This is a genomic window from Dictyobacter arantiisoli, assembly GCF_008326305.1.
Lineage (GTDB): Bacteria > Chloroflexota > Ktedonobacteria > Ktedonobacterales > Ktedonobacteraceae > Dictyobacter > Dictyobacter arantiisoli.
The window spans coordinates 1-21,541 of record NZ_BIXY01000001.1 but is presented as its reverse complement, the minus strand read 5'-3'; the positions used below and the strand labels follow the sequence as shown (position 1 = coordinate 21,541).

Genomic DNA, 21,541 nt, shown 5'->3' with positions numbered 1-21,541 from the left:
ATTGTCTAGCTATAGCCTATTTTGTGTCATGATGTTACTGAGCTTTGAACATTCCCGTTACTACAAACGGAAGTGTATCAAGGAATTCGATTTTGTAACGGAGCATCGGTACATCCTAGTATTGTAATATAGGGCAGGCAGGAGGTTACTTTTGAAGATCATGGTGGCGGATGATGACCGCGACATGGTGGACATGTTGAGTTACTGGCTCAAGGGACATGGTTATGATGTTGTCCGCGCTTTTGATGGTGAGCAGGCGATTAAACGTTGGCGTGAAACATTGCCGGATCTGGTAATTTTAGATATTCAAATGCCCAAGCTTGATGGTTTCGAAGTATGCCGTCAGATGCGTATGGAAACCAATTCCATGGTGATGATTTTGACTGCCCATGACCGTGAAGATGATGAGGTGCGCGGCCTGGAACTGGGCGCAGATGATTATTTACGGAAACCGTTTAGTCCACGTCAATTGCTTGCACGCATTAAAGCTGTGATGCGTCGTTCTAATAGTAGTCGTGGTACGACTGGCTCTTCAGAAATTACGGTCGGACCGGTGACCCACGATGCGATGCGCCATGAAGTAACTCGCGAGGGTGTAAAGGTGCGCCTGACGCCCACCGAGAGTCGCTTGTTGCACTTATTAATTTCACATACCGGACAGGTTTTGACGACTGATATGATTATTGAGCGCGTCTGGGGATATGATGAGGCAGGTGATTCGGGTCTCGTCAAGACACATATTCGTCATCTCAGACAGAAAGTGGAGCCCGATCCCAATAAACCCCGCTATATCATGACGGTACCTGGAGTTGGTTATACCTTTGCTGCCCCGCTTGATGAGTAATCTTCCAGTCGGTTGCGCTCATCTTAACCATGGAGGGAAGATATTAACCACTATGGAACAATCTCTCTCTCTTTTTACCGGAATGAATTGCGTATAGTGAGAGTGAGAGTGAGAGTGATACATTTTCATATCTTGCTCTATGGATAGACGAAAGCTGGTTGCGTGCCACGCACCATAGGTATGGTGCCGGACGAAGGTGTGAGAAATGTTATGGGTCAGAAACAGAAGAATAAAACAAGTAGAGTCCCATTGCGTACAGCGACTGGCGCTGGCCCACAACTCGCAGTGAAGTTAAATAAACGCGCTACCTCCAGGCGTTTTGCAGGTGAACCCTGTACCTGTGTTGTGCTGACACCGGTTGAACAGAGGATGCAGGGAGTGCAAGCAATGGAGCAATGGGAGGGTAAGAATACCACTGTTCCAATCGCGCAAGAATTGTATGCAGCCATGTCTACTATGATACAGAGTTTGTTTACACATGGTGAGACATTCAGCATATTACTATTGCATATGTCGCAATTGGAAGCCTCCTCACTGACAACACACTATGAACGTCGACACTATCATGCTTCCCCTGATTTGTTACAACAAGTATTGCGCAATGTACGGCGAGTTTTGCGGATAGATGACAAAATGTTCATTAATGGGCCCGGCGGTGCTGCGATTATTTTTTCACAGGTGGATCGAGAAGGCATACGTATTATAGTCGAACGCGTATATAGAAGTGTTTCTCTTTTGCAGGCCCAGACAATGACGCCACCCCTGACTCATGAAACCACAATCGTGTTTGGTTATGGGACTTATCCCCAGCCCTCAGCTTCACTGGACGCCTTGTATCAACAAATAGAATATTGCGCGTATACTGTCACATTTCGACCAGCATTGGTGGCGCATCGTCGTGGTGTACGCTCAGTGCCTGTACTTGTATCTGAGCGACAACCAGACCACAAACAGCCTGTTGGGAATGCGTCATTGACCGGAGCGGTCCCTTATCTGGAATTGCCACATGTATTACCAAAACGTGTCAAGGCACTGCTTCCTTATCAGATCGCTTGTGAATTCCATTGCGCGCCCGTAGGTTATGAGCGCCAGCAATTGACCGTTGCTATGCGTGAACCAACCAATGCAACCATGCTGACGCGGTTACATGAAATCACAGGACTCACGATTTTTCCAGTGGCCTGTGAAGAGCAAGAGCTTAACGCCTTATTGATCCATCCCTGGTAAAAGAGTCCTGGTAAAGCGTTCTAAAATTGAAGAAAATAATGAAAAGCACGTTCAATCATATTGATATACGATAGATATGTTTGCTTAATCTTGTTATGGGCCTTGATCGGGATAATCCTGAGCTTGCCAGATATGTCGGTAGTGAATATCAAACCAGGCTTTCCGCAAAATTAACCAGATCGCAACTATTCCTTAACATGAAAGCGTGTCAAGATTGGTTACTATAACATGCAATGAGACAAAGATATCATCATTTTTCCTGTTCTCAGCGCTACATTGTTAGTGTCAAGTGCACTTATTTATTCGTTTTATTTATTTAAGGAGAAAATCCATGGTCGTACAGATGCTTCAGGAAGATGTTCTGCTGACTTTCAAAGAAGCGATGGGTTACTTGCGCGTAAGCCGTTCAACGCTTTATCGCCTGATGTGGTCGGGTCAACTCACAGGGCATAAGGTTGGGAGTACCTGGCGCTTTTATCGCGAAGATCTTCGAGCCTGTGTCGGGCGTGAAGTTTCTATGACTCCGGCGACGAACACCGCCATCTAACTATTCAGTTTTATATTTATGCATTATATATTTGAAAAACCCCGATCAAATCATAGAAACCTTTAAAAAGAAAAAAGCAAAAGAGGGAGCAGACTTCATAAGGCTGCTCCTTCTTTTGCTTTGTAACTGGAGTATTAAAGATTATCGATAGCAGTGATTTTCCACTGATTATTGATTAGTTTGAGTTGAATATGCGCAGTGTATGATTTTTTAGTACGAGCAACATCAACTGGTAAGCTAATAGTATCCAGGACTTGTCCATCATATTTGCTCAGATCGGGTTGTCCGACAGAGTAGCGTAAGACTGGCCCATAAAGTGTATCCTGCTTTTCCGCACGCGTGATAAAATCTTGCTCTGATATATTCTTGAGCGAACCTTGTGGTTTCAGCGCGTGATACGCCTGTGCATATTGTTTGTTTTGGAGGGCATCATAAAAGTTGTTAACGACCTGTGTTCCGTTGCTCAATCCATTGTAGACTTGATTAAACATACCTCCGAACATTGATGTCCCGGCCCAGAAACAGATGCCACAACTCAGTAAAAGAAGGCCGACGAGAATGGAGATGGCAATGACAGTCCATTTGTTTGTTTTTTTTGGGCGTGGTGGACCGACGACAAAGGGAGGAGGCTGATTCCCTAAATAGCTCTGACCCTGAGGATAGGGTGGATAGCCGGGCGGTAATGGTTGTCCAACAGGTCCTTGCCAGAAGGCAGGTGGAGAATTCAGCTCTTCTTGTCTTGTCACGGGTGGGGTTGGTATCTGCTCCGCTTGAGGCACACGTGGAACCTCAGGAATAGATTGCTGCGGCGGTGATGGCATCTCTTCATAAAAAGATGGTAGTGGAGGATAGACAAGACCCTCCTGGTGAACGGCATTGCTATCCGTCCTCAATGAGGTATCCCGTGACTGTTCAGATTGTTTCAAATCGGCGGGCAATGCAGGCTCAACAGATATTGGTTGTGTTGCTGGCGTTGGGGAAATCCCATTTAGAGGAGTTTGTTGATCGCTTGCTGGTTGTTTTTCTTCTGGTGATTCGTCAGACGTTTGCATCTTTTTTTACTCTATTCAAGGAATAATGAAAGAGATGGAAGACTGGCCGTGGACCACTATTCACCTTCTACTGTACTGTGCGGGCTTTGGCTTCAAACTCCAGCTCCATCTCATGCTGAATCCAAGCCTCCGCTTCACAACGAGATGTCGCGTTTTTGTGTGCAAATGCGATAATACGTCGCACGTAATCGCGTGAGATCTCTGCACGTTGCTCTTTTAAGGGAAGCATTGGCCTTAAATGCAAAAGGGCAGATGTATAGAAATCGCGATCACACAAGGCAACTCCCATCAGTAAGGCATATTCGCTGACAGCCTGGCAAGCGGAAGGATTATTGAAAAAATCAGCTTGTGTGCTAGAGACAATCAGGACACCAGCTATTCTGTTTCCTCGTATAACCGGAACCGCACAGGCACTATGCTCGTTATCATCAATATCTACCAGTGTGCGATTATTGTCAATATCATTCCAAACTTGCATTCGTTGTGAAACGGCCGCCGAACCGACCAAGGTTGTGCTGCCAAGAAAAGCCTTGCTATCGACCGTCTCAGGCCAGGGAGCATGCCCATGCATTTTGACTTCGCGCAAAGAATGAATGCCATCCTCATGTGGAGGCATCAATTTTGCATACGTAATTGCCAATCCGAGCTGTTCTGTATCCAGTAACGTTAACGCATCATCAAAGATCAATTCAGAAATCTGCCAGAAGAGTGTATCGCTATCCTGGCTGTTGGCTGTTATTTCCAACGCACGCCGATAGGTGTCAGCCTGAACCTCACGGATAGTTAACACTGGCGCTCCAATGACCTCTCCAAATGTTTCATTAATCACATTAATCAATTGGGTGCGATGTTCAGGAAATACTTCAGGCAATCGTTTCAAATAGTTTGCACGTGGTTCCGAGGTACCATTCATCCATCGATACACGGTATTTTCCGCAACCGTTAATTCTCTTGCGACACGCGCAATCTCAATACGGTCTCGATGCATAATTGTTTGCATATACGTACTAAAAGGCGTTATATATTCTTCATTCGATGTATTGTGCATTGCTTGATCTGCACTATTTGCTGTATAACCATTTGTTTCTATTGTTGCTGTATACACAGGATTCAACTTTGAGGTAGCACTTGAGCGTCTCTCCCGCTTATGAGGAAGTGCTGTTTTCTCTTTCAGTGGACCAGGAGGGCGTCCACGTTTCTTTTTGACTTGTTCATTCGGGGGGAGTCTATTCGCCATGTTACCTTCCTTCTCTCAGTTGAGAGATACACAATATCTATAAGATGCACAGTTGTTATTATACCATAGGTGAGATAGGGAATGTTACATGATTTAAAAATCTTTACACCATCTTTATATAGAAATTGTTGTTGCTCGTGGCTCTATTTATATCACTATGCATGAAGTTACCTCTACCGGGCATGGTTCCTGAACAAAGTCAAACGTTGTCAGTAATATTAACAAATTTTAATATATATTAGTATTAATGCCTGTAAATTACAATGTTTAAACGGAAAAACTACAATGTTTAACAAACTATTGATTTTTTGTGATATGGCATGTATAGTAATTCTTATAATGAAACGTGTTTACAAAGTATAATACATTTGATGGCTGGAGGAATTAGGCAGAAGATGGCAGTCAACAATGTTGTGCATGTCAATGAGTGTGGACTCCCACTAAATGCAGTAGATTGGCTGATGAAGCACCATCAGAGCAAGCTGCAAGAAAGAAGCCAGATGATTCAAGATTTACATCTGGTCGCAGGGAGTCTGGTTGTGGATGCAGGGTGCGGCCCTGGATTGTGGACGCCTCTCCTTGCCCAGGCAATTGGGGCGGAGGGAAAAATGCTGGGTATTGATATTTCGGCCGAGGCGTTAGTGACCGCACAACGGAGAAGTAGCAATACCTGGTACCGACAGAATGTACAATACAAGCAAGCCGTGTTAGAGCAGCTCCCACTTGAATGCGGGAGTGCTGATCTCATTTTTAGCGCTAACGTTAGCCAATACTTACCTGAGCCTGCGGAGACATTTGCGGCTATGGGCCCGTATTTAAAGTCCGGTGGACGGCTGGTGATCAAAGATATCGACTTTGGGACAATGTGTTTCCATACCATTGATTCAATGTTACAGGCGCGTGTTTTCCAGGCGCGTGAACGGTGGGAGGCGGAACGTGCAGACAATGGCTATGCGTATGAGGATAGCTGGGTCGGCTCAAAATTATCTGAATACTTACGTGCTGCTGGCTATCGCGATGTAGAAGAGAAGGCTTACCGTATTGTACGCCATTATCCCTTGCCAGAGAATTTCCGTTTTTATCTGCGCGGTATTGCTGAATGGTTTGTCTGTGAAGGAGCACCCTATCTTTCCCCTGATGATGTCACAGCGTGGTTACAATGTTTTTCTGATGATCCGGGAAATATGCTGGAGCGCGAGAATTTTGTTTACGAAGAAACTGAGTTTGTGGTGTCTGGTGTCTGGGATGTGGTTCAGCCACGCTTCTTTGCAGATATGCATGTTGATATTGAGCACATAGAGCCACTTAGCATGGTTAGTAAGTAGCTTTGCATTCTGTTTGCCGTACTTAAATGCGCCCATGCCTGTCCTGCGCTGTTTCATTTCCCCTGAGAAAAAACAGTGCAGGGTAGGATTTTTCCTCATCCTCTAGAATAATTTTCTATTCATATGCCCCTCTCCTCCTTTCTCTAAGTACCTGACATTTTCTTTCGCTTGAACAATTCCACAAATAAACCCTTTTGGAGCGCCATTGAGCACGAAAAATCATCTGTGAAGAGGGGAGAAGATAGAGGAGGCTACCAGCTACAAAGCGCTCAAGCTGAAAGGACATCTGACCTGTCGCCAGATACCCTTTCAGCTTGAGTGAGGAAATGCCAGGAAAAATTGTATAGATTCATTACTAAAGGCGATGGCTACAACAATATATTTTGAAAAGAACGTGCACTGCTACGAAGATTGATTAATGAGATAAAAATTGGAAGGCCATCTCTTCTTGCACATGAGTTATGAATGGACTGTATTTAAGCGATCTGCAATCATTGCAATTGCAACATCACCAACAATTGATTGTAGTTGTGTATGTAATTGGCCCATGTTCTCCATCCGAGCGGTAATAAAGTCATGTTGTGACATACCGTATGACAACCCTGTGAGGCCACGTTGTGCAGCTTCGTATTCTGAGCTGATCTGAGACAATAAGCGGGCCACTTCGCTGCGTTGTTCGTATGCTTCAAGCATGGTTTTTCCAATCCTTCCTAACCCTCTAGGTGGTGTTTTTATCTCTTTGCTACTACATTCAACAGCTTACAAACGATGTAAATACATTGTTCGTTCTTTGTAAAAACAAGATTAACAATGCATATGACTATTATGCATTATTGCTTATGTGCTTGTCCAGTGCTTTAATGCTATTTATTACACAAACTATACAAATCTTCATAATATTTTTACATTACTCTGAACAGAGTAACCTGCACGCTCCTTATTTGTTCTTACTTTTCAAGCTTTACAAAGTGCAAATATGTAATGAAATAGCAGTTTTTTGCCGTAATGCAAAATGTTCAGATTTGTTGTGCCGTACTTAGTACCTTTGGGATGTAAAAGATATGTTGCAATGTAGCAGAGATGCACTCATATTCTAAATAATTCAGACCATTTTAATGAAATTTTTATGTGCTTCTCTTATATAAGACTGTGAGATTTGCAAGACTTAAAAAAAGAAATTTTTGTTGTTGCATGTATGATATGTTGTTTACCGTTGTTTGCTAAGCAAATCGCTCTCCCTTCATCAAGGCGACAAGAAGGACAAAGCGCTACAACAGAGGAAGAATTTTCTTGCTTGACATATGCCGAGCGTAAAAAGAAGATCAGCCGAGACTACGCCGCTGTTCACGCCGCTTGCTCTTCCAAATGGAGCAATGGCATCACCGAAGGGCATGTCAATCGCCTGAAATTTCTGAAGCGTCAAATGTTCGGTCGTGCCCATCTCAACTTGTTACGGGTAAAAGTCCTGCATGCAGTGTAGATCCGCTTCTCGTTCCAAAAACTACTGCACCATCTACGCTGGTTAGTGGGGCCTCTCCCTCCAGGAAAACAAGGGATACTCGCCTCCAAGATCGGCAGGTTGCTTTGACGCCAACCACCAGGAGCGTTCAGCCTCTAGCTTACACAGAACACGGCACGGTATCTCTTGTTTGCCCTCCTTGACAAAAACACTATGGTGCCATAGAATAATGAGAGGCGAATATAGATGCAATGAGAGAGACAGACATGGAACGCGCAATCGATCACCAGCCGCTTCTGGAAGAGTTCCGTCAGGTGATGCACACTGAAGAGATGCGTGAGGTCGAAACCTACCTCCTTTTCTTGCAAGTTGCAGGGGAGGGCTTCAACGATCGACAAGCATTTTTCGACCAGTTTGCCCTTTCCGAAGGAAAGATGGCCGTCCTCGCCTTTCTCAAAGCATCTGGTCAGTCTACTCCGTCTGAACTGGCAGTGGCGCTCAAGGTGACGCCGGGAACCATTACCGGCTTACTGGTCGGGCTGGAGCATTCGGGACATATTCGCCGCGAGGAGCATCCAACCGATAGGCGCAAAGCAACCATTACCCTCGCTCCCAGCGCACTTGCCCTCTTTGACCAGATCTTCTCCGAGCGTTTCTACAAGATCAAGGCGCTCCTTGCTCCATTCACGCAAGAAGAACTGGAGCAACTGCGTACCTTACTCGTCAAGTTGCACCACCAGTTGGTTCAAGCTCTTTCATCTTAATTTTTTTTGCCCCGATGCTATGGTGCCATAATAAATAGCGCGTGGCGTGAGTGTACTCTTCGCATTGGGGAAACGGAAAGAAAAAACGATATGAAAATCATTGCGCTTGAAGAACACTGAGGCTATCTTGAGAGCAGTACAGAAGTGCAGGAGGAAATTGCTCGCTCACCCGGCTCATGCATTCCCCTCTCTCGAACACCTTGATTGGCTCCAGGAGCCTGCGAGCATCCGATACATCACGGAGGCTCAACAGTGAGGGCAACTGTGCAACATTCGGGTCAACTTGTGCCTACCTTTCAAGTCATTTACCATTACCGTTCCAAATACTATCAAGAAACTGATCAAGTACCAGTTTCATAGGAGAAAACTATGTCAACCCCAAATCAGGCCGACCAGAATTTGAATCAACAGGTTATGCAGGAATTCCGTGCAAACAAGGGCACGCTTGGCGGAGTTTTTGAAGGTGTCCCTGTACTCCTTCTTCATACAATGGGTGTAAAAAGTGGGGAGGATCGAGTAAACCCTACAGGCTACATCACCGAGGGTGATCACTGGTTTGTCATGGCCTCTAATAACGGCCGCCCTCGCTATCCTGGATGGTACTATAATCTGCTGGCGAATCCACAAGCATCTATTGAACTAGGGGAGGAGGTAGTGAACGTACGGGCCTCTCTCGTGCCGAAACCAGAATGGGATCGATTTTATGCACAAGCACTCTCTCTGTCTTCTCATTTTGCTCTAAATTTAGAGCAAACAAAAGGCATACGTGAAATTCCAGTTATTCGGCTTACGCGTACAAATAGCTAGCATGTCTGATCACTAGCGCGGAAGCCTTGGTGATGGAAATGATAGGAAGAGTCATACAAAGTTACAACGGGGAAACGTTCATCATCAAAGCTTTTCTGTTTTCCAAACCTGTACATCTTGGCATTAAGATGCAATTTACAGGTTTGGGAAATAGTATACCTGTTGAGGAAGAGCTTCCATATGAGGAAAATGGGAAGGTTCAGGATCAAGAGTGGAAGTGAAATACACCCGAACCAGAGCGCAGCCACTACGATGCTGAGTCCAGGAACTGGATGTGCTCCACTCCTATCTGACCAGGCATAGATAAACACGATGAGAGGCCACACCATGAGACGTTAAAGTCTATTAGGCAATACATGTAGATATTCGTTTAGAGATTTGATCATGATTTGATAATCCCTTCTCTTTGGCTTTTTCCTCCTACTCTATCACCACGCACATGACTTTGTACAGAATCAAAACAAAGGCAAAAAAGGGACGTAGGATGCGAGCAGGAAACATATCTGCTTCGATGAGCAGTTGAACAGAGGCTCTCTATTCTCTCTGTAGAGAGGCAAACAAGCAAGCTTTATTCCCCAAATGTTGGGATGATCCCAATTTTTTACCCACGCCAGAAAACTGCTCAAAATCAGCGCTTGTAAGCTTCACTTTCAGCACTCGATATGGTATACTCTCGTTTAACATCTACAAAACAAGAGCTTTTCGAAACTCAATGGACGGTATGATGTTAAGAGGCCACATTGACTCCCAGCTGATACGGGATCAGTTGCAATGCTGGCACTAAGCGAATGCTTCTTTAAATAATGTGAGGGGTAACAGGAATGAACCTGTTACAGAAGCGAAAAAGGAGTTAACCTTCATGGCACAAGTACGTTTTGACCATGTATACAAGACCTTCAATAAGGTCGAAGTTGTGCACGACATCAGCATTGATGTCAAAGACAAAGAATTCCTCGTCCTCGTTGGACCTTCCGGTTGTGGTAAAAGTACCTGCTTACGTATGATTGCAGGTCTGGAAGAGCCGACCGAGGGTGAAATTTATATTGGCGACCGCGTCGTCAATGGTGTAGATCCTAAGGACCGCGACATCGCCATGGTCTTCCAGAACTACGCTCTTTATCCCCATATGACCGTATTTGACAACATGGCTTTCGGTCTGAAGTTGCGTCACTTCCCCAAAGATCAAATCAAGAAACGCGTGGAAGAAGCCGCTGAGATCCTTGGTCTCCAGCCATTCCTCAAACGTAAGCCAAAAGAGTTGTCCGGTGGTCAGCGTCAGCGTGTTGCTCTGGGACGTGCTATTGTCCGTGAAGCGCAAGTCTTCTTGATGGACGAGCCTCTTTCCAACCTGGATGCTAAATTGCGTGTTGCGACACGTGCAGAGATCATCAAACTGCACCAGCGCATTCAGACAACCATGGTCTATGTAACCCACGACCAGGTTGAAGCCATGACGATGGGTGATCGCATTGCCGTCTTGAATGGTGGCGTTATCCAGCAGCTGGGTGCCCCACAGGAACTGTATGATCATCCTGCCAATATTTTTGTAGCTGGTTTCATTGGTTCCCCTGCTATGAACTTCATTCCTGGAGCTAAAGTTGGTACCGTTGATGGCCGCACCTCGGTGATTCTTGAGGGCATTGGTAAAGTAGAAGTTCCTCAGATTTATGAGGAGCGCGCTCGTGCTGCTGCTGACCGCAATCTTACCTTTGGTATCCGCCCGGTTCACCTGGAAGATGTCAACCTGGTTAGCGCCAATAGCAACCATGGAGATATCCGCTCGGCTATCGATGCTTCTGTTGATGTGGTCGAGAACCTTGGTAACGAATTACAGGTATATCTCACCACTGGTGGCAAGAATATCGTCGCAACCCTTGATCCCCGTGCTCATGTTACCGCCGGTAACAAGATCCGCCTGTTTGTTGATAGCGATCAGATTCATTTGTTCGATACTGACACCGGCGAAGCTATTTTCTAACTAAATAGCTATCTCATGTGCATGAGGAGCCAGGAGTAGCTCCACATTCATATGTTTGCAACAGTGCACAATATGAATATATGCACTGTTGCTTTTTTTTGAGTATCGCGCATGCAAAGTAGCAGCCACCCTTTGTTTAAGCGATATTGTCCTTCACGAGTGGAGTCGTACATACGTCTCGTTCCGAAGACGCGCCAAACATCAGGTGATATATTTTTCGGGGTTGCGTTAACGCACGGAAGTAAGAGGGTCGGTTCTCTCCACCCATGAAGGGTGGCTGCTACTTTGGATTAGATGAGAGGGTAAAATGGAAAGACAAGCATTCACCCCCGGCATTGTCTTGCGGGACGTAACGATGAATGACCTCCCTATTTTCTTCGACCAGCAGTTAGACCCGGAGGCGAATTATATGGCCGCCTTCACCACCAAAGATCCGGCGGATAAGGATGCCTTTATGGCACACTGGACAAGGATTTTGAGTGATGAGACGAGCAGCATACAAACGATCCTCTTCGATGGGCAGGTGGCAGGCTCGGTCTCGAAATATATTGATGAAGACGAGCAGCCAGAAGTTACCTATTGGATTGGAAAGCCCTACTGGAGTAAGGGTATTGCGACCAGGGCGCTGATCGCCTTTCTGAATCACATAAAAGATCGCCCCCTGTATGCTCGTGCTGCTAAAGACAATATCGGCTCTCTGCGCGTTCTGGAAAAATGTGGGTTCTTGAGGATCGGAGAGGGCAAGGGATTTTCTCATGCACGCGGCGAGGAGGTGGAAGAATTCCTGCTTCGCTTAGATTAAGTAAGGGCTGAAAGCGGCTTTTCCTATCCTACTACACTGTATAGGGTCCCCGTCTTGCTGGAGTGAGCCGGTGTAGCATAACAAAAAGGCAACCTCATTTTCGTTTGGGAATAAGAGGTTGCCTTTTTGTTATGCAAGGAGGAGACGCGGGTTTTAATTGCGCAGTGTCTTTCCTGTTTCCAGGGTATACTGGATACGTTCCTGGGTCTTCTCCATGCCACAGAGGCTCAAGAAGGCCGCACGCTCAAGATCGAGGACGTATTGTTCGCTGACCGGTGTGATGGGCGAACAGTCTCCTCCTGTGAGCACGTGAGCGAGATGACGTCCCACCACGGCATCATGTTCACTGACTTTCCCTGTCAGGAGCATACCTTCAATCTGTTGCTCAAGCACAAGGCGTGCGCCTGTTCCCGGTAGGAGCAACTGCTGTGGTTGAGCTGGCTGCCAGGTTCCAGCGGCTTTGGCTTCAGCCAGTTTGATGGCATCAGCTTTGGCGTCGCGTAAGAGGGTTTCTGGATTGACCGTGATGGCATCCGTTTTACGCAGGAAGCGAAGTTCCTGTGCTTCAACGGCGCTGGTTGAGACCGTGGCGACGGCGATGGTTTCAAAGGCACGCCGCGCTGGTGTAAATGGTCCGTTTCCTTTGCCATCTTTCTGGCTCTCAACACCAGCTCCCATGCGCAAGAGGTACTCTTTACTCCCGCCACCGGCTGGTATCAAGCCAACACCTACTTCAACCAGACCGATATAGGACTCCGCCAGGGCTCGCGTGTGGTGAGCATGCAGGATAATTTCACAACCACCTCCCAGAGCACGTCCGCGTGGCGCTACGACGACTGGCAGGGAACTGTATTTCAGTAGTTGATGCGCCTGTTGTAATCCTGAAATAGCACCTTCTAGCATATCCCAGGCTCCCTGGCGTGCACCCATCAATACCAGGAATAGATTGGCACCAGCCGAAAAATCAGGTGCCTCGTTGTTGATAACCAGTGCTCTGAACTGTTTTGCTCCGTCTTCAACAGCGTAGCGCATCATCTCGATGATCCCTTCATCAATCGAGTTCATTTTGGTATGAAACTCAAGGCAGGCAATGCCGTCTCCGAGATCGATGAGGGATGCCGAGCCATTGTCTTTAATGACACCCTGGCCCTGGGTGATTGGGCCAGCTTTAAAGGTACTCAGAGAGATGACATTCTCTGTCGTAGGGACTGGTTGATAGGTATCCGTGTGGAAATCGAAGAACTGTTTTTGTCCATTGCCGGTGATATAGAAGGTACCCTGTCCTTTTTCCTGCACGCGGCGGACGAGTTCGGGTAGCTCTTGCTCTGGAAAGATTTGTGCCAGTAAGGCCGGTTCCTGCAAGAGAACATCCCAGAGCTCGAAATTGCCCAGTTCAAAGTTGAAGCCCCAGCGCAGGGCATTATCAATATCCACCACACTCTCCGCGATCTCTTGCGCACGATTAGCGGCATACGTAAGAGCTGCGGCAGTCGTTTCGCGCGCGAGATGGCTGGCACGATCATCCCCCTGCAGGACGGCTTTGATTTTCTGAGCCGGTGTATCCAGACGGCGAGCTGCGCCCAGGGAGGCGAAGCGCTGTTTTGTCTGTGGTTCATACTCCAGCGTTTGCAGGTTCAGCTCAAGGATGGCTGAGGCTCCATCCGGTCCCTTGACCCGTTTGTAGAAGCCCTGACCACTCTTTTCACCGAGCCATCCCTTGTCGATGATTTGCTGGACGATAGGTGGTATGCGGAACGTCTCGCGCTGCTCATCGTCCGGGGCGTTTTTATACAGATTGTTTGCCACATGCATCAGCGTATCCAGGCCAGAGAGATCGGCTGTACGGAAGACAGCTGATTTCGGACGCCCCATACTCGTGCCCAGAATGGTATCTACTTCGTTGACACTATAGCCCTCGTTGAGCGCATGCTGAATAGTATTCAAGGAGACGTAGACGCCGAGGCGATTGGCAATGAAGTTTGGTGTATCCTTACAGATTACGATGCCTTTACCCAATTTTTCCGTCCCAAAGATCCGCATAAATTGCAGCAGGGCCGGATCGGTATCCACCGTGGGGACCAGTTCCAGCAGGCGCATATAACGCACTGGATTAAAGAAGTGGGTGATCAGAAAGTGCTGGCGAAATTGTTCTGACCGTCCCTCAATTAACAGGTGAGCTGGCAGGCCCGATGTATTCGAACTGATAATCGTGTGCGGTTGCAGGACTTTCTCAATCTTGTTATAGAGTTGCTGTTTGATATCAGGACGTTCAACCACGGCCTCGATAATCCAATCGACCTGTGCTAATTTTTCCAGGTCATCCTCGATGTTGCCAATAGTGACTAATTGGGCACCGCGTTTACTATAGAACGAGGCTGGTCGAGATTTGAGCGTCTTTTCGAGGCCGGTGCGGGCAATACTATTGCGATCTTTGGCGTTCTCCGGCACGATATCGAGCAGCAAACTGGGGATGCCCACATTGGCGAGATGAGCCGCAATTGCGGCTCCCATAACACCTGCCCCAATGACAGCTGCGCTGTGAATAGTATATGCCATGGCTACGATATCCTCTCAATCAATGTTGCCAGTCCCTGCCCGCCACCGATACAGAGCGTGGCAATACCGAACGTTTTATCTCTGGTCTGAAGATCGTTGATGAGCGCGCCAACCAGGCGTGCGCCACTACAGCCCAGAGGATGTCCAATTGCAATTGCGCCACCATGGGGATTAAGCTTCTCTTCATCGATGCCCAGCGTCTGTACCACGGCCAGACTCTGCGCGGCAAAGGCTTCATTGAGTTCAATGATATCGATGTCGCTAAGTTGCATATTGGCGCGTTTTAACACTTTGCGGATTGCTGGTATCGGACCAATGCCCATCACATCGGGGCGGACGCCCGCGACAGCCATGGTATGGACGCGTGCCAGAGGGGCAATGCCCAGTTCACGAGCGCGGTCAGCTGACATCATCACGAGCGCGGCAGCGCCATCATTGAGGGGACTGGAATTGCCAGCAGTGACGGTACCATCTTTGACAAAGGCTGGCTCCAGGCTGGCGAGTTTTGCCAGAGAGGTATCCCGGCGTGGTCCTTCATCGTGCTCCAGGACACCGCCTTGAGGCAAGGGAACGGGCACTATTTCGCGCTGAAAGATTCCATTATCCATGGCAGCTATAGCGCGTTGATGACTGCGTAAAGCAAAGGCATCCTGGGCTTCGCGGCTGATCTGATATTGTTTGGCGACATTTTCAGCGGTGAGACCCATAGGGATATAGCTGGAATGAGCATATTCCAGTTCGCAGGAAGGATAAGGGCTGGCCTGGAGCTTCTGCTTTTCCTGTTCGCTGAGTGAGTCCAGCAAGCGAAGATTATAGCTGGGATTGAAGCCGCCCATGGGCACACGGGACATGCTTTCCACGCCACCGGCGATAATCACCTCTCCCAGATCCAGGAGAATATTTTGCGCTGCCATATTGACTGCCTGTAAGCTTGAGGCACAAAAACGATTGACAGTAACACCGCCAGCCGTTTCGGGCAGACCGGCTAATGCTCCGACAAGGCGAGCCAGATTCATACCCTGCTCACCTTCAGGAAAGGCACAGCCTAAAATAACATCCTCAATCAAGGCGCGATCAAGTTGTGGGACACGCTCAACCGCCGTTCTGACAACGAGCGCGGCCAGATCATCCGGGCGTACATCTTTTAAAGAGCCTTTATGGGCACGTCCAATTGGCGTACGGACGGCACTGACAATAACAGCTTCAGCCATGGCTACTTGCTCCTTTGCATCACCACACATGGCGTATCAGGTAGATGTATCCGGCACGCCGTGCATGATGGACTATTTTGTCAATTCAATGATTGTTGTTTTAAAAGATAGAGCGGCGCTTAAAGCAGACCAACACTCATTGGTTGTGGCTCACGAATAATTCCAGCCGTATGGCCGCGCAGCACAATTTTGCCATACTGATTGTGACAAAGAACCGCTGCCGTCACTTTGGTGCGATTATCCACCTGCTCTAGATGAGTAATCGTGACCATACAGTGAACGGTATCTCCGACAAAGACAGGGCGAATAAATTCAAAAGATAGGTCATGGGCGATAAAATTAAGTTCTCCGCTGAGCTTGGTAGGCAGGGTAGCTGTTAATAAGCCATGAACCATGACGCGTCCCTGTTCATCTGGCAGGATATGGTGGGTACCCATATCTCTGGATACCTTGCCGAAAAGGCGTACATCTTCGTCTGTGAAGGTACGTTTCCACTTTTTAATGTCTCCGATTTGCATGGTGCCTTCTCTCTTCAGAGTGTGGTCGACCACTATGCCGTGTGCGCTTGCGATCCCGACATAGTGGTGCCTGGATGGAATACCGGGATTGGTCTACAATGGATAACCTTGCTTTTCAATGACCAGAGCGGCAATTTCGCGTTGTAACTGAACACCGTTGATGCGATAGTCACCGACATAGGTGCGTACGCGGCTCAGAACTTTTTCAGCCCGTGCCTCATCCACATAGGCGCTAATCAACTGCTCCAGATTGCTACGGATACGTGTCAGTGCGGTCAGCGTTGCCAGTTGGGCCAATTTGATATGGGTACTGCTCTTTTCATCTCCCGCTTTCGTGACATTGATGGCGCGTGCCAGCGCGCTATCGGCGGCGTAGAGATCGATCAACAGGTTTGCCAGATACTCAATAAACTCTTGCTCTTCAGCCAGTGCATTGGGATTCTGCATGTACTTAAGTGCGATCTGCATGGTGGCATAGATGGTAGCGTCTTTTGCGCGTTCCAGGGCATTGACGCCCTCACGCAACTCGGCAGGTACCTCTTCACCTACACCAGCAGGTACCTGATCCGCCTTCATACGTGCCTCGATGGCAGGATATTTTGTCATCAGATCGATCTTGCCAGCCATAGCGCGGCGGAAGAGTGTTGTGACTGCGACGATACGGTTAATCTCATTGGTGCCTTCGAAGATGCGCTGGATACGCGCATCGCGGTAGGCTTTCTCAATGGGATATTCATGCATAAAGCCGTAGCCGCCGAAGATCTGTACGCCTTCATCCACGACCAGAGCCAGCACTTCGCTGCCATGGACTTTGGCGATAGAAGCCTCGATAGCATATTCTTCAATGGATTTGAAGACCGTCTCGGTATCAGAGCCCGCGCTTTTCTGGGCCTGTGCGATATTGCCAGCGGTCCGAAATACCTCGCTCTCGGCGGCATAGGTTTCCGCGGCCATGCGTGCGAGTTTCTTTTTGATCATACCGAAATTATGCAGGAATTTCCCAAAAGCTTTGCGCTCGGTGGTATATGTTGCGGCCAGACCCAATGCTGAGATTGAGCCACCAACGCTGCCAGCGCCCAACTTCAAGCGTCCGATATTGAGGATATTGAAGGCAATTTTGTAGCCTTTATGCAGTTCACCCAGCACATTCGCGACCGGAACTTTCGCATCCTCAAAGATCACCTGACGGGTAGATGAGCCTTTGATACCCATCTTATTCTCTTCGCTTCCCAGCGAGATGCCAGGCCAGCTTGCTTCCACAATAAAGGCCGAAGGACGCTCATTGCCAATGCGAGCAAAGACGACAAACAGATCAGCAAAGCCCGCATTCGAGATCCACTGCTTGGTACCATTGAGAATATAATGGGTACCATCCTCTGAAAGCTTGGCGTGTGTGCTGAGTCCCATCGCATCTGAACCCACGCCTGGCTCGGTCAAGGCATAGGCTGAGATCCACTCGCCGCTGGCTAATTTGGGGAGATACTGCTGTTTCTGCTCTTCCGTCCCATAATAGACAATGGGCAGAGTTCCAATGGTGGTATGGGCTCCGAAAGCCACACTGAACGAAGCCTCGCGCAACTGAGAAGCCACCAGCGCACTGGTCAGTAATCCCAATTCAGCGCCACCATATTGCTCTGGGATATCGATCATCAACAAACCCTGCTCGCCAGCCTGTTTGACCAATCCAGGCATTACACCCGGTTCCTGACGATCAATGGCCTCAACTTTCGGCAATACTTCGCGTGTCACAAAGGTATGCGCCGACTCCTCAATCCAGCGCTGCTCCTCATCCCGCTCCTCCAATGTGAATATCTTGGCTGCATTCTCATGCACAGGATTGGTAAGAAATGCTGTCCCTGCTTCCATTGGTTTCGTGGTCGTTGACATGGTCGTTCTTCTCCTCCGAATATGCAGACACTACTTGTGTGAATGGGCAGGCGCACCATTGCGCCTGCCAGGGTGCATTCTGTTCTAATACATCGCTTTACAATGATGTATCAGTTGTTATTGCTCGTAGAAAGAATGAGTATCAGGTTTGTTTGCGTAATTCTCTACGTAAGACTTTGCCAATAATGGATTTTGGCAATTGGTCGCGGAATTCCAGGCGTTTCGGAACTTTATATGCTGCAAGTTGTTGCTTACAGAATAGCACAATCTCTTGTTCTAACTTTTCCGAGGGAGTAAATCCTTCCTTGAGGACAATAAATGCTGCCACAGTTTCTCCACGATAGGAATCCGGCACACCCGCAACCGCAGCCTCGGCGATAGCTGGATGCTGGAAGAGCACCTCTTCGATTTCACGCGGATAGACATTGAAGCCGCTGGCGATAATCATATCCTTGGCGCGCTCCACTACATAAAAGAAGCCATCCTCATCCATTTTGCCGATATCGCCGGTGCGCATCCAGCCATTGATAAACATTTCCTGTGTCTCCGTGGTACGTTGCCAGTAGCCCTGCATGATGTTTGGGCCTTTGACCACGATTTCACCCACCTCGCCCGCTGGAAGAGATGTGCCGGTTATGCTATTGATAATCGCGGCCTCAACGTCGGGTACTGGCAGACCGATACTGCCGTTACGGCACTGATCTGAGAGAGGATTGCAGTGTGTGACCGGTGCAGCCTCGCTTAATCCATAGCCTTCAACCAGTTTGCCGCTGGTAATCTTTTCGAAATCAGCCTGGATTTTGGCTGCTAACGGAGATGCGCCGCTAATACAATATTTTACAGATTTTAGATATTCGGGATGTTTCTCTGCTTCTCTCATAATAGCGACATACATAGTTGGAATACCAGGGAACATGCTGGGATGATAGCGGTGAACGGCCTCGAGCACGTCTTTTGCTTTAAACTGTGGCAGTAAAACCATAGTAGCGGCGGCGAGAATAGAGAGATTCATGCCGACTGTCAAACCATAGGCATGGAAAAGCGGCGTGACACAGAGGGTTATTTCCGTGCCATCTTTGACGCGAGGTACCCAATAGCGTGTTTGCATCGCATTTGCCAGGACATTGCGGTGCGTCAGCATGGCTCCTTTGGAGAGGCCAGTTGTGCCACCTGTATATTGAAGTATCGCCAGATCATTGCCCTGGATATGGACTGGTAAATGGAAAAGCTCGATCCCACCTTTTGTGCGTGACTTCAAGAAGGGTTGCATGAAATGCAAGCCTGGATCTTGCGCAACCTCCCTTTTGGTCAGAGGTAGTTGAGGTTGTTTGGTGCCTCGTAAGCTCAAGGGATACAATTTCTGGAGCAAGGGTGGCAGAAAATCCGCTGGACTGGTGACAATGATCTGTTCCAGGCTTGTTTGCTGACGAATATTGCGAACTATAGGATAAAATCTATCAAGGACAACCAGCACTTTGGCTCCAGAATCGGCGAGTTGATGTTGCATCTCGCGTTCGGTGTACAATGGATTGGTAGGAACGGCAACCGCCCCTACGCGCAGGGTTCCAAAGAAAGCAATCGGAAATTGTGGAATATTTGGCAGTGCAATGGCGACGCGGTCCCCTTTTTGCACTCCCAGACGTTGCAACTCAATCGCAAAACGGTTCGCGAGATTTGAAAATTGAGCATAGGAGATCCTGTTCCCATAATAGATAAAGGCAGTCTGATGTGGATAATTTTTGGCTGCATTATCTAAAATCGAGGTAAGGGATCTTTCCGGTATGTCAAGCTGTCTTGGAACACCAGCATCATAGTGGTGTAGCCAGGGATAAGAAGGCATTACCGGATCAACGTTCGTTGGCTTGATTGAGTGCTGCTCTGCTTGTGTGTTGTGTATTAACGACGGATCAGACATTCGGTAATAGCTCCTCTCCATAGGGGCATCCCATATAGGACACCTGGGCGACAACTTTGTCGCTACCTACAAGCAACAACCCACTATTCATAATTATATGGTACCTGTGTGAATATGAACATGTTGCCAGCTAACATTTTTTACGTCATAATGTGCAGATAGCTAACGAAAATGTAACTGTTGAGGATATAGGGATGCTTGATAAGACTCATGAAATTTCACCGTTTGCTCAGTTGGTAACATATTACCGCCAGAGGCGTGGTATTTCGCAAGGTCAGCTTGCGCAGGCGACGCGCCTCTCACGCACCTATGTTTATCATCTAGAAACGGGACAGCGTGCCAATCCCTCACCGCAGGTGGTACAAAATATAGCGCGGGTGCTTGAGTTAAGCACAGGAGATCGTGTCAGTTTCTTTGAAGCGTATAACCGTCAGACGGGACAATTTGTGGATACTGATCAAATGGAGAGTACCCTGCTTGATCTGGGCGCACTGGCTCGTTTGCTGGTATTAAATACCTCTTATCCAGCGCACTCATTGGATAATTTATGGTTCCTTCATTCCTGGAATGAGGCATCAATCTATCTTTTTGAGGTTCAGAAAGTGTTGGAGAACCACGAACATATTCATCTCTTGGAACTGGTCTTTGATCCAGAGATGCGCAAGCGTTTTCATGGGTGGGAGAATTTAGCTCGTCGCCTCGTCAGCGATTTTTTGTATAACACGCGTACTCTGACCCATCTGAGTGAGTATAAAGCACTGATTAAAACCTTGCGCGACTATCCTGAATATCGGCGTATTGCCTCTTCGGTATATACACGCAGTAAGCCTGCGCCGTCATTCGTCTTTCAAATCCAGCATGATGATCTGGGTCGTATCACCTTGCGCACCGCGACCACGGTATTTACAAATCTCTCCAATTATTCGATGGTGAGCTATGTACCGGGGGATCAGCAGACACTGGATGTGTATTGTGCGCAGGGCTGGCAGCCCGGGAACCATTTTTTACACTGAGAATGTGTCAGCCTCCCAATACCAGCGGGATCTTGCTGCTCACTGGCTGGCAGGCGCATGCGCGCCTGCGCCCTTTTTAGTGTGTGATGCAGAAAAAGTTCGAAGAACTTTTTCTGCATCACACACTAAAAAGATGTTTGAGCACCGCAGGTGCGAAAACTCATGCACAGAGACCGTGGAGACCACGGGAGGCTGACACACTCTGAGAGAGTGTTTGATTCCCATCACCATCGGGATACCTGCTGGCAGGCGCAGGCGCGCCTGCGCCCTTTTTATTATGTGATGTAGAAAAGGTTCGAAGAACCTTTTCTACATCACATAATAAAAATCTGTTTGAGCACCATTGGTGCGAAAACTCATGCGCCAGGATGGCGAAGACAATGGGAATCAAACACTTTG

18 protein-coding genes are annotated in these 21,541 nt (G+C 47.9%); 10 read left to right on the top strand and 8 right to left on the bottom strand.

Annotated features, from left to right (window positions below):
* Positions 1-160 precede the first annotated feature (160 nt).
* The 3 genes from F1593_RS00090 (at position 161) to F1593_RS00080 (ending at position 2,618) form a co-directional block, all read left to right on the top strand.
* Positions 161-844 (top strand): response regulator transcription factor, encoded by a 684-nt coding sequence (locus F1593_RS00090; RefSeq protein ID WP_235932457.1) that lies wholly within the window; start codon positions 161-163, stop codon positions 842-844.
* 210 nt (positions 845-1,054) lie between these two features.
* Positions 1,055-2,071, top strand: coding sequence for a GspE/PulE/PilB domain-containing protein (locus tag F1593_RS00085; RefSeq protein WP_172631740.1), 1,017 nt, complete (start codon positions 1,055-1,057; stop codon positions 2,069-2,071).
* A gap of 331 nt (positions 2,072-2,402) precedes the next feature.
* Positions 2,403-2,618, top strand: a complete 216-nt coding sequence (locus F1593_RS00080; protein WP_216368734.1) for a helix-turn-helix domain-containing protein — start codon at positions 2,403-2,405, stop codon at positions 2,616-2,618.
* 134 nt (positions 2,619-2,752) lie between these two features.
* On the opposite strand, the gene F1593_RS00075 is transcribed toward F1593_RS00080, so the two are convergent.
* Positions 2,753-3,670 carry a hypothetical protein gene (locus F1593_RS00075; protein WP_149399052.1) on the bottom strand — a complete coding sequence of 306 codons (918 nt, stop codon included), beginning with the start codon at positions 3,668-3,670 and terminating at the stop codon, positions 2,753-2,755.
* Between the two features lie 67 nt (positions 3,671-3,737).
* Positions 3,738-4,907: a GAF domain-containing protein gene (locus F1593_RS00070; protein WP_149399050.1), complete on the bottom strand. Its 1,170-nt coding sequence runs from the start codon at positions 4,905-4,907 to the stop codon at positions 3,738-3,740.
* Between the two features lie 395 nt (positions 4,908-5,302).
* Here F1593_RS00070 and F1593_RS00065 point away from each other — a divergent pair, with 395 nt between their 5' ends.
* Entirely contained in the window at positions 5,303-6,232 is a 930-nt protein-coding gene (locus F1593_RS00065) for a methyltransferase domain-containing protein (protein ID WP_172631739.1), read from the top strand.
* Between the two features lie 459 nt (positions 6,233-6,691).
* Here the strand turns inward: F1593_RS00065 and F1593_RS00060 are convergent, their stop codons facing one another.
* Positions 6,692-6,925 (bottom strand): hypothetical protein, encoded by a 234-nt coding sequence (locus F1593_RS00060; protein ID WP_149399046.1) that lies wholly within the window; start codon positions 6,923-6,925, stop codon positions 6,692-6,694.
* Positions 6,926-7,526: 601 nt separating this feature from the next.
* Between F1593_RS00060 and F1593_RS28830 the strand changes: the two genes are divergently transcribed.
* The 5 genes from F1593_RS28830 (at position 7,527) to F1593_RS00035 (ending at position 12,042) form a co-directional block, all read left to right on the top strand.
* A complete protein-coding gene (locus tag F1593_RS28830) occupies positions 7,527-7,712 on the top strand; it encodes a transposase (protein WP_216368733.1) in 186 nt (61 codons plus the stop codon).
* Positions 7,713-7,957: 245 nt separating this feature from the next.
* Positions 7,958-8,455 carry a MarR family winged helix-turn-helix transcriptional regulator gene (locus F1593_RS00050; protein ID WP_172631738.1) on the top strand — a complete coding sequence of 166 codons (498 nt, stop codon included), beginning with the start codon at positions 7,958-7,960 and terminating at the stop codon, positions 8,453-8,455.
* Positions 8,456-8,824: 369 nt separating this feature from the next.
* Positions 8,825-9,262, top strand: coding sequence for a nitroreductase/quinone reductase family protein (locus F1593_RS00045; protein WP_149399042.1), 438 nt, complete (start codon positions 8,825-8,827; stop codon positions 9,260-9,262).
* 859 nt (positions 9,263-10,121) lie between these two features.
* On the top strand, positions 10,122-11,240 hold the full coding sequence (locus tag F1593_RS00040; protein WP_149399040.1) for an ABC transporter ATP-binding protein: 1,119 nt from the start codon (positions 10,122-10,124) through the stop codon (positions 11,238-11,240).
* Positions 11,241-11,547: 307 nt separating this feature from the next.
* Complete coding sequence (locus tag F1593_RS00035; protein WP_149399038.1) at positions 11,548-12,042, top strand: GNAT family N-acetyltransferase; 495 nt, start codon at positions 11,548-11,550, stop codon at positions 12,040-12,042.
* Between the two features lie 153 nt (positions 12,043-12,195).
* Here the strand turns inward: F1593_RS00035 and F1593_RS00030 are convergent, their stop codons facing one another.
* The 5 genes from F1593_RS00030 to F1593_RS00010 form a co-directional block, all read right to left on the bottom strand.
* Positions 12,196-14,598, bottom strand: a complete 2,403-nt coding sequence (locus F1593_RS00030; RefSeq protein ID WP_149399035.1) for a 3-hydroxyacyl-CoA dehydrogenase/enoyl-CoA hydratase family protein — start codon at positions 14,596-14,598, stop codon at positions 12,196-12,198.
* Positions 14,599-14,600: 2 nt separating this feature from the next.
* Positions 14,601-15,809: a thiolase family protein gene (locus F1593_RS00025; protein WP_149399033.1), complete on the bottom strand. Its 1,209-nt coding sequence runs from the start codon at positions 15,807-15,809 to the stop codon at positions 14,601-14,603.
* A gap of 119 nt (positions 15,810-15,928) precedes the next feature.
* Positions 15,929-16,327 carry a hotdog family protein gene (locus F1593_RS00020; RefSeq protein WP_149399031.1) on the bottom strand — a complete coding sequence of 133 codons (399 nt, stop codon included), beginning with the start codon at positions 16,325-16,327 and terminating at the stop codon, positions 15,929-15,931.
* Positions 16,328-16,420: 93 nt separating this feature from the next.
* Positions 16,421-18,214, bottom strand: coding sequence for an acyl-CoA dehydrogenase FadE (locus F1593_RS00015; protein WP_216368732.1), 1,794 nt, complete (start codon positions 18,212-18,214; stop codon positions 16,421-16,423).
* Positions 18,215-18,356: 142 nt separating this feature from the next.
* A complete protein-coding gene (locus F1593_RS00010; RefSeq protein ID WP_149399029.1) occupies positions 18,357-20,129 on the bottom strand; it encodes a long-chain-fatty-acid--CoA ligase in 1,773 nt (590 codons plus the stop codon).
* 194 nt (positions 20,130-20,323) lie between these two features.
* Here F1593_RS00010 and F1593_RS00005 point away from each other — a divergent pair, with 194 nt between their 5' ends.
* Complete coding sequence (locus tag F1593_RS00005) at positions 20,324-21,142, top strand: helix-turn-helix domain-containing protein (protein ID WP_149399027.1); 819 nt, start codon at positions 20,324-20,326, stop codon at positions 21,140-21,142.
* Positions 21,143-21,541 lie beyond the last annotated feature (399 nt).

Coding starts and splice junctions, on each gene's coding strand:
- F1593_RS00090 (WP_235932457.1), top strand. CDS start 161: ATGGTGGCGGATGATGACCGCGACATGGTGGACATGTTGAGTTACTGG.
- F1593_RS00085 (WP_172631740.1), top strand. CDS start 1,055: ATGGGTCAGAAACAGAAGAATAAAACAAGTAGAGTCCCATTGCGTACA.
- F1593_RS00080 (WP_216368734.1), top strand. CDS start 2,403: ATGGTCGTACAGATGCTTCAGGAAGATGTTCTGCTGACTTTCAAAGAA.
- F1593_RS00075 (WP_149399052.1), bottom strand. CDS start 3,670: ATGCAAACGTCTGACGAATCACCAGAAGAAAAACAACCAGCAAGCGAT.
- F1593_RS00070 (WP_149399050.1), bottom strand. CDS start 4,907: ATGGCGAATAGACTCCCCCCGAATGAACAAGTCAAAAAGAAACGTGGA.
- F1593_RS00065 (WP_172631739.1), top strand. CDS start 5,303: ATGGCAGTCAACAATGTTGTGCATGTCAATGAGTGTGGACTCCCACTA.
- F1593_RS00060 (WP_149399046.1), bottom strand. CDS start 6,925: ATGCTTGAAGCATACGAACAACGCAGCGAAGTGGCCCGCTTATTGTCT.
- F1593_RS00050 (WP_172631738.1), top strand. CDS start 7,958: ATGGAACGCGCAATCGATCACCAGCCGCTTCTGGAAGAGTTCCGTCAG.
- F1593_RS00045 (WP_149399042.1), top strand. CDS start 8,825: ATGTCAACCCCAAATCAGGCCGACCAGAATTTGAATCAACAGGTTATG.
- F1593_RS00040 (WP_149399040.1), top strand. CDS start 10,122: ATGGCACAAGTACGTTTTGACCATGTATACAAGACCTTCAATAAGGTC.
- F1593_RS00035 (WP_149399038.1), top strand. CDS start 11,548: ATGGAAAGACAAGCATTCACCCCCGGCATTGTCTTGCGGGACGTAACG.
- F1593_RS00030 (WP_149399035.1), bottom strand. CDS start 14,598: ATGGCATATACTATTCACAGCGCAGCTGTCATTGGGGCAGGTGTTATG.
- F1593_RS00025 (WP_149399033.1), bottom strand. CDS start 15,809: ATGGCTGAAGCTGTTATTGTCAGTGCCGTCCGTACGCCAATTGGACGT.
- F1593_RS00020 (WP_149399031.1), bottom strand. CDS start 16,327: ATGCAAATCGGAGACATTAAAAAGTGGAAACGTACCTTCACAGACGAA.
- F1593_RS00015 (WP_216368732.1), bottom strand. CDS start 18,214: ATGTCAACGACCACGAAACCAATGGAAGCAGGGACAGCATTTCTTACC.
- F1593_RS00010 (WP_149399029.1), bottom strand. CDS start 20,129: ATGTCTGATCCGTCGTTAATACACAACACACAAGCAGAGCAGCACTCA.
- F1593_RS00005 (WP_149399027.1), top strand. CDS start 20,324: ATGCTTGATAAGACTCATGAAATTTCACCGTTTGCTCAGTTGGTAACA.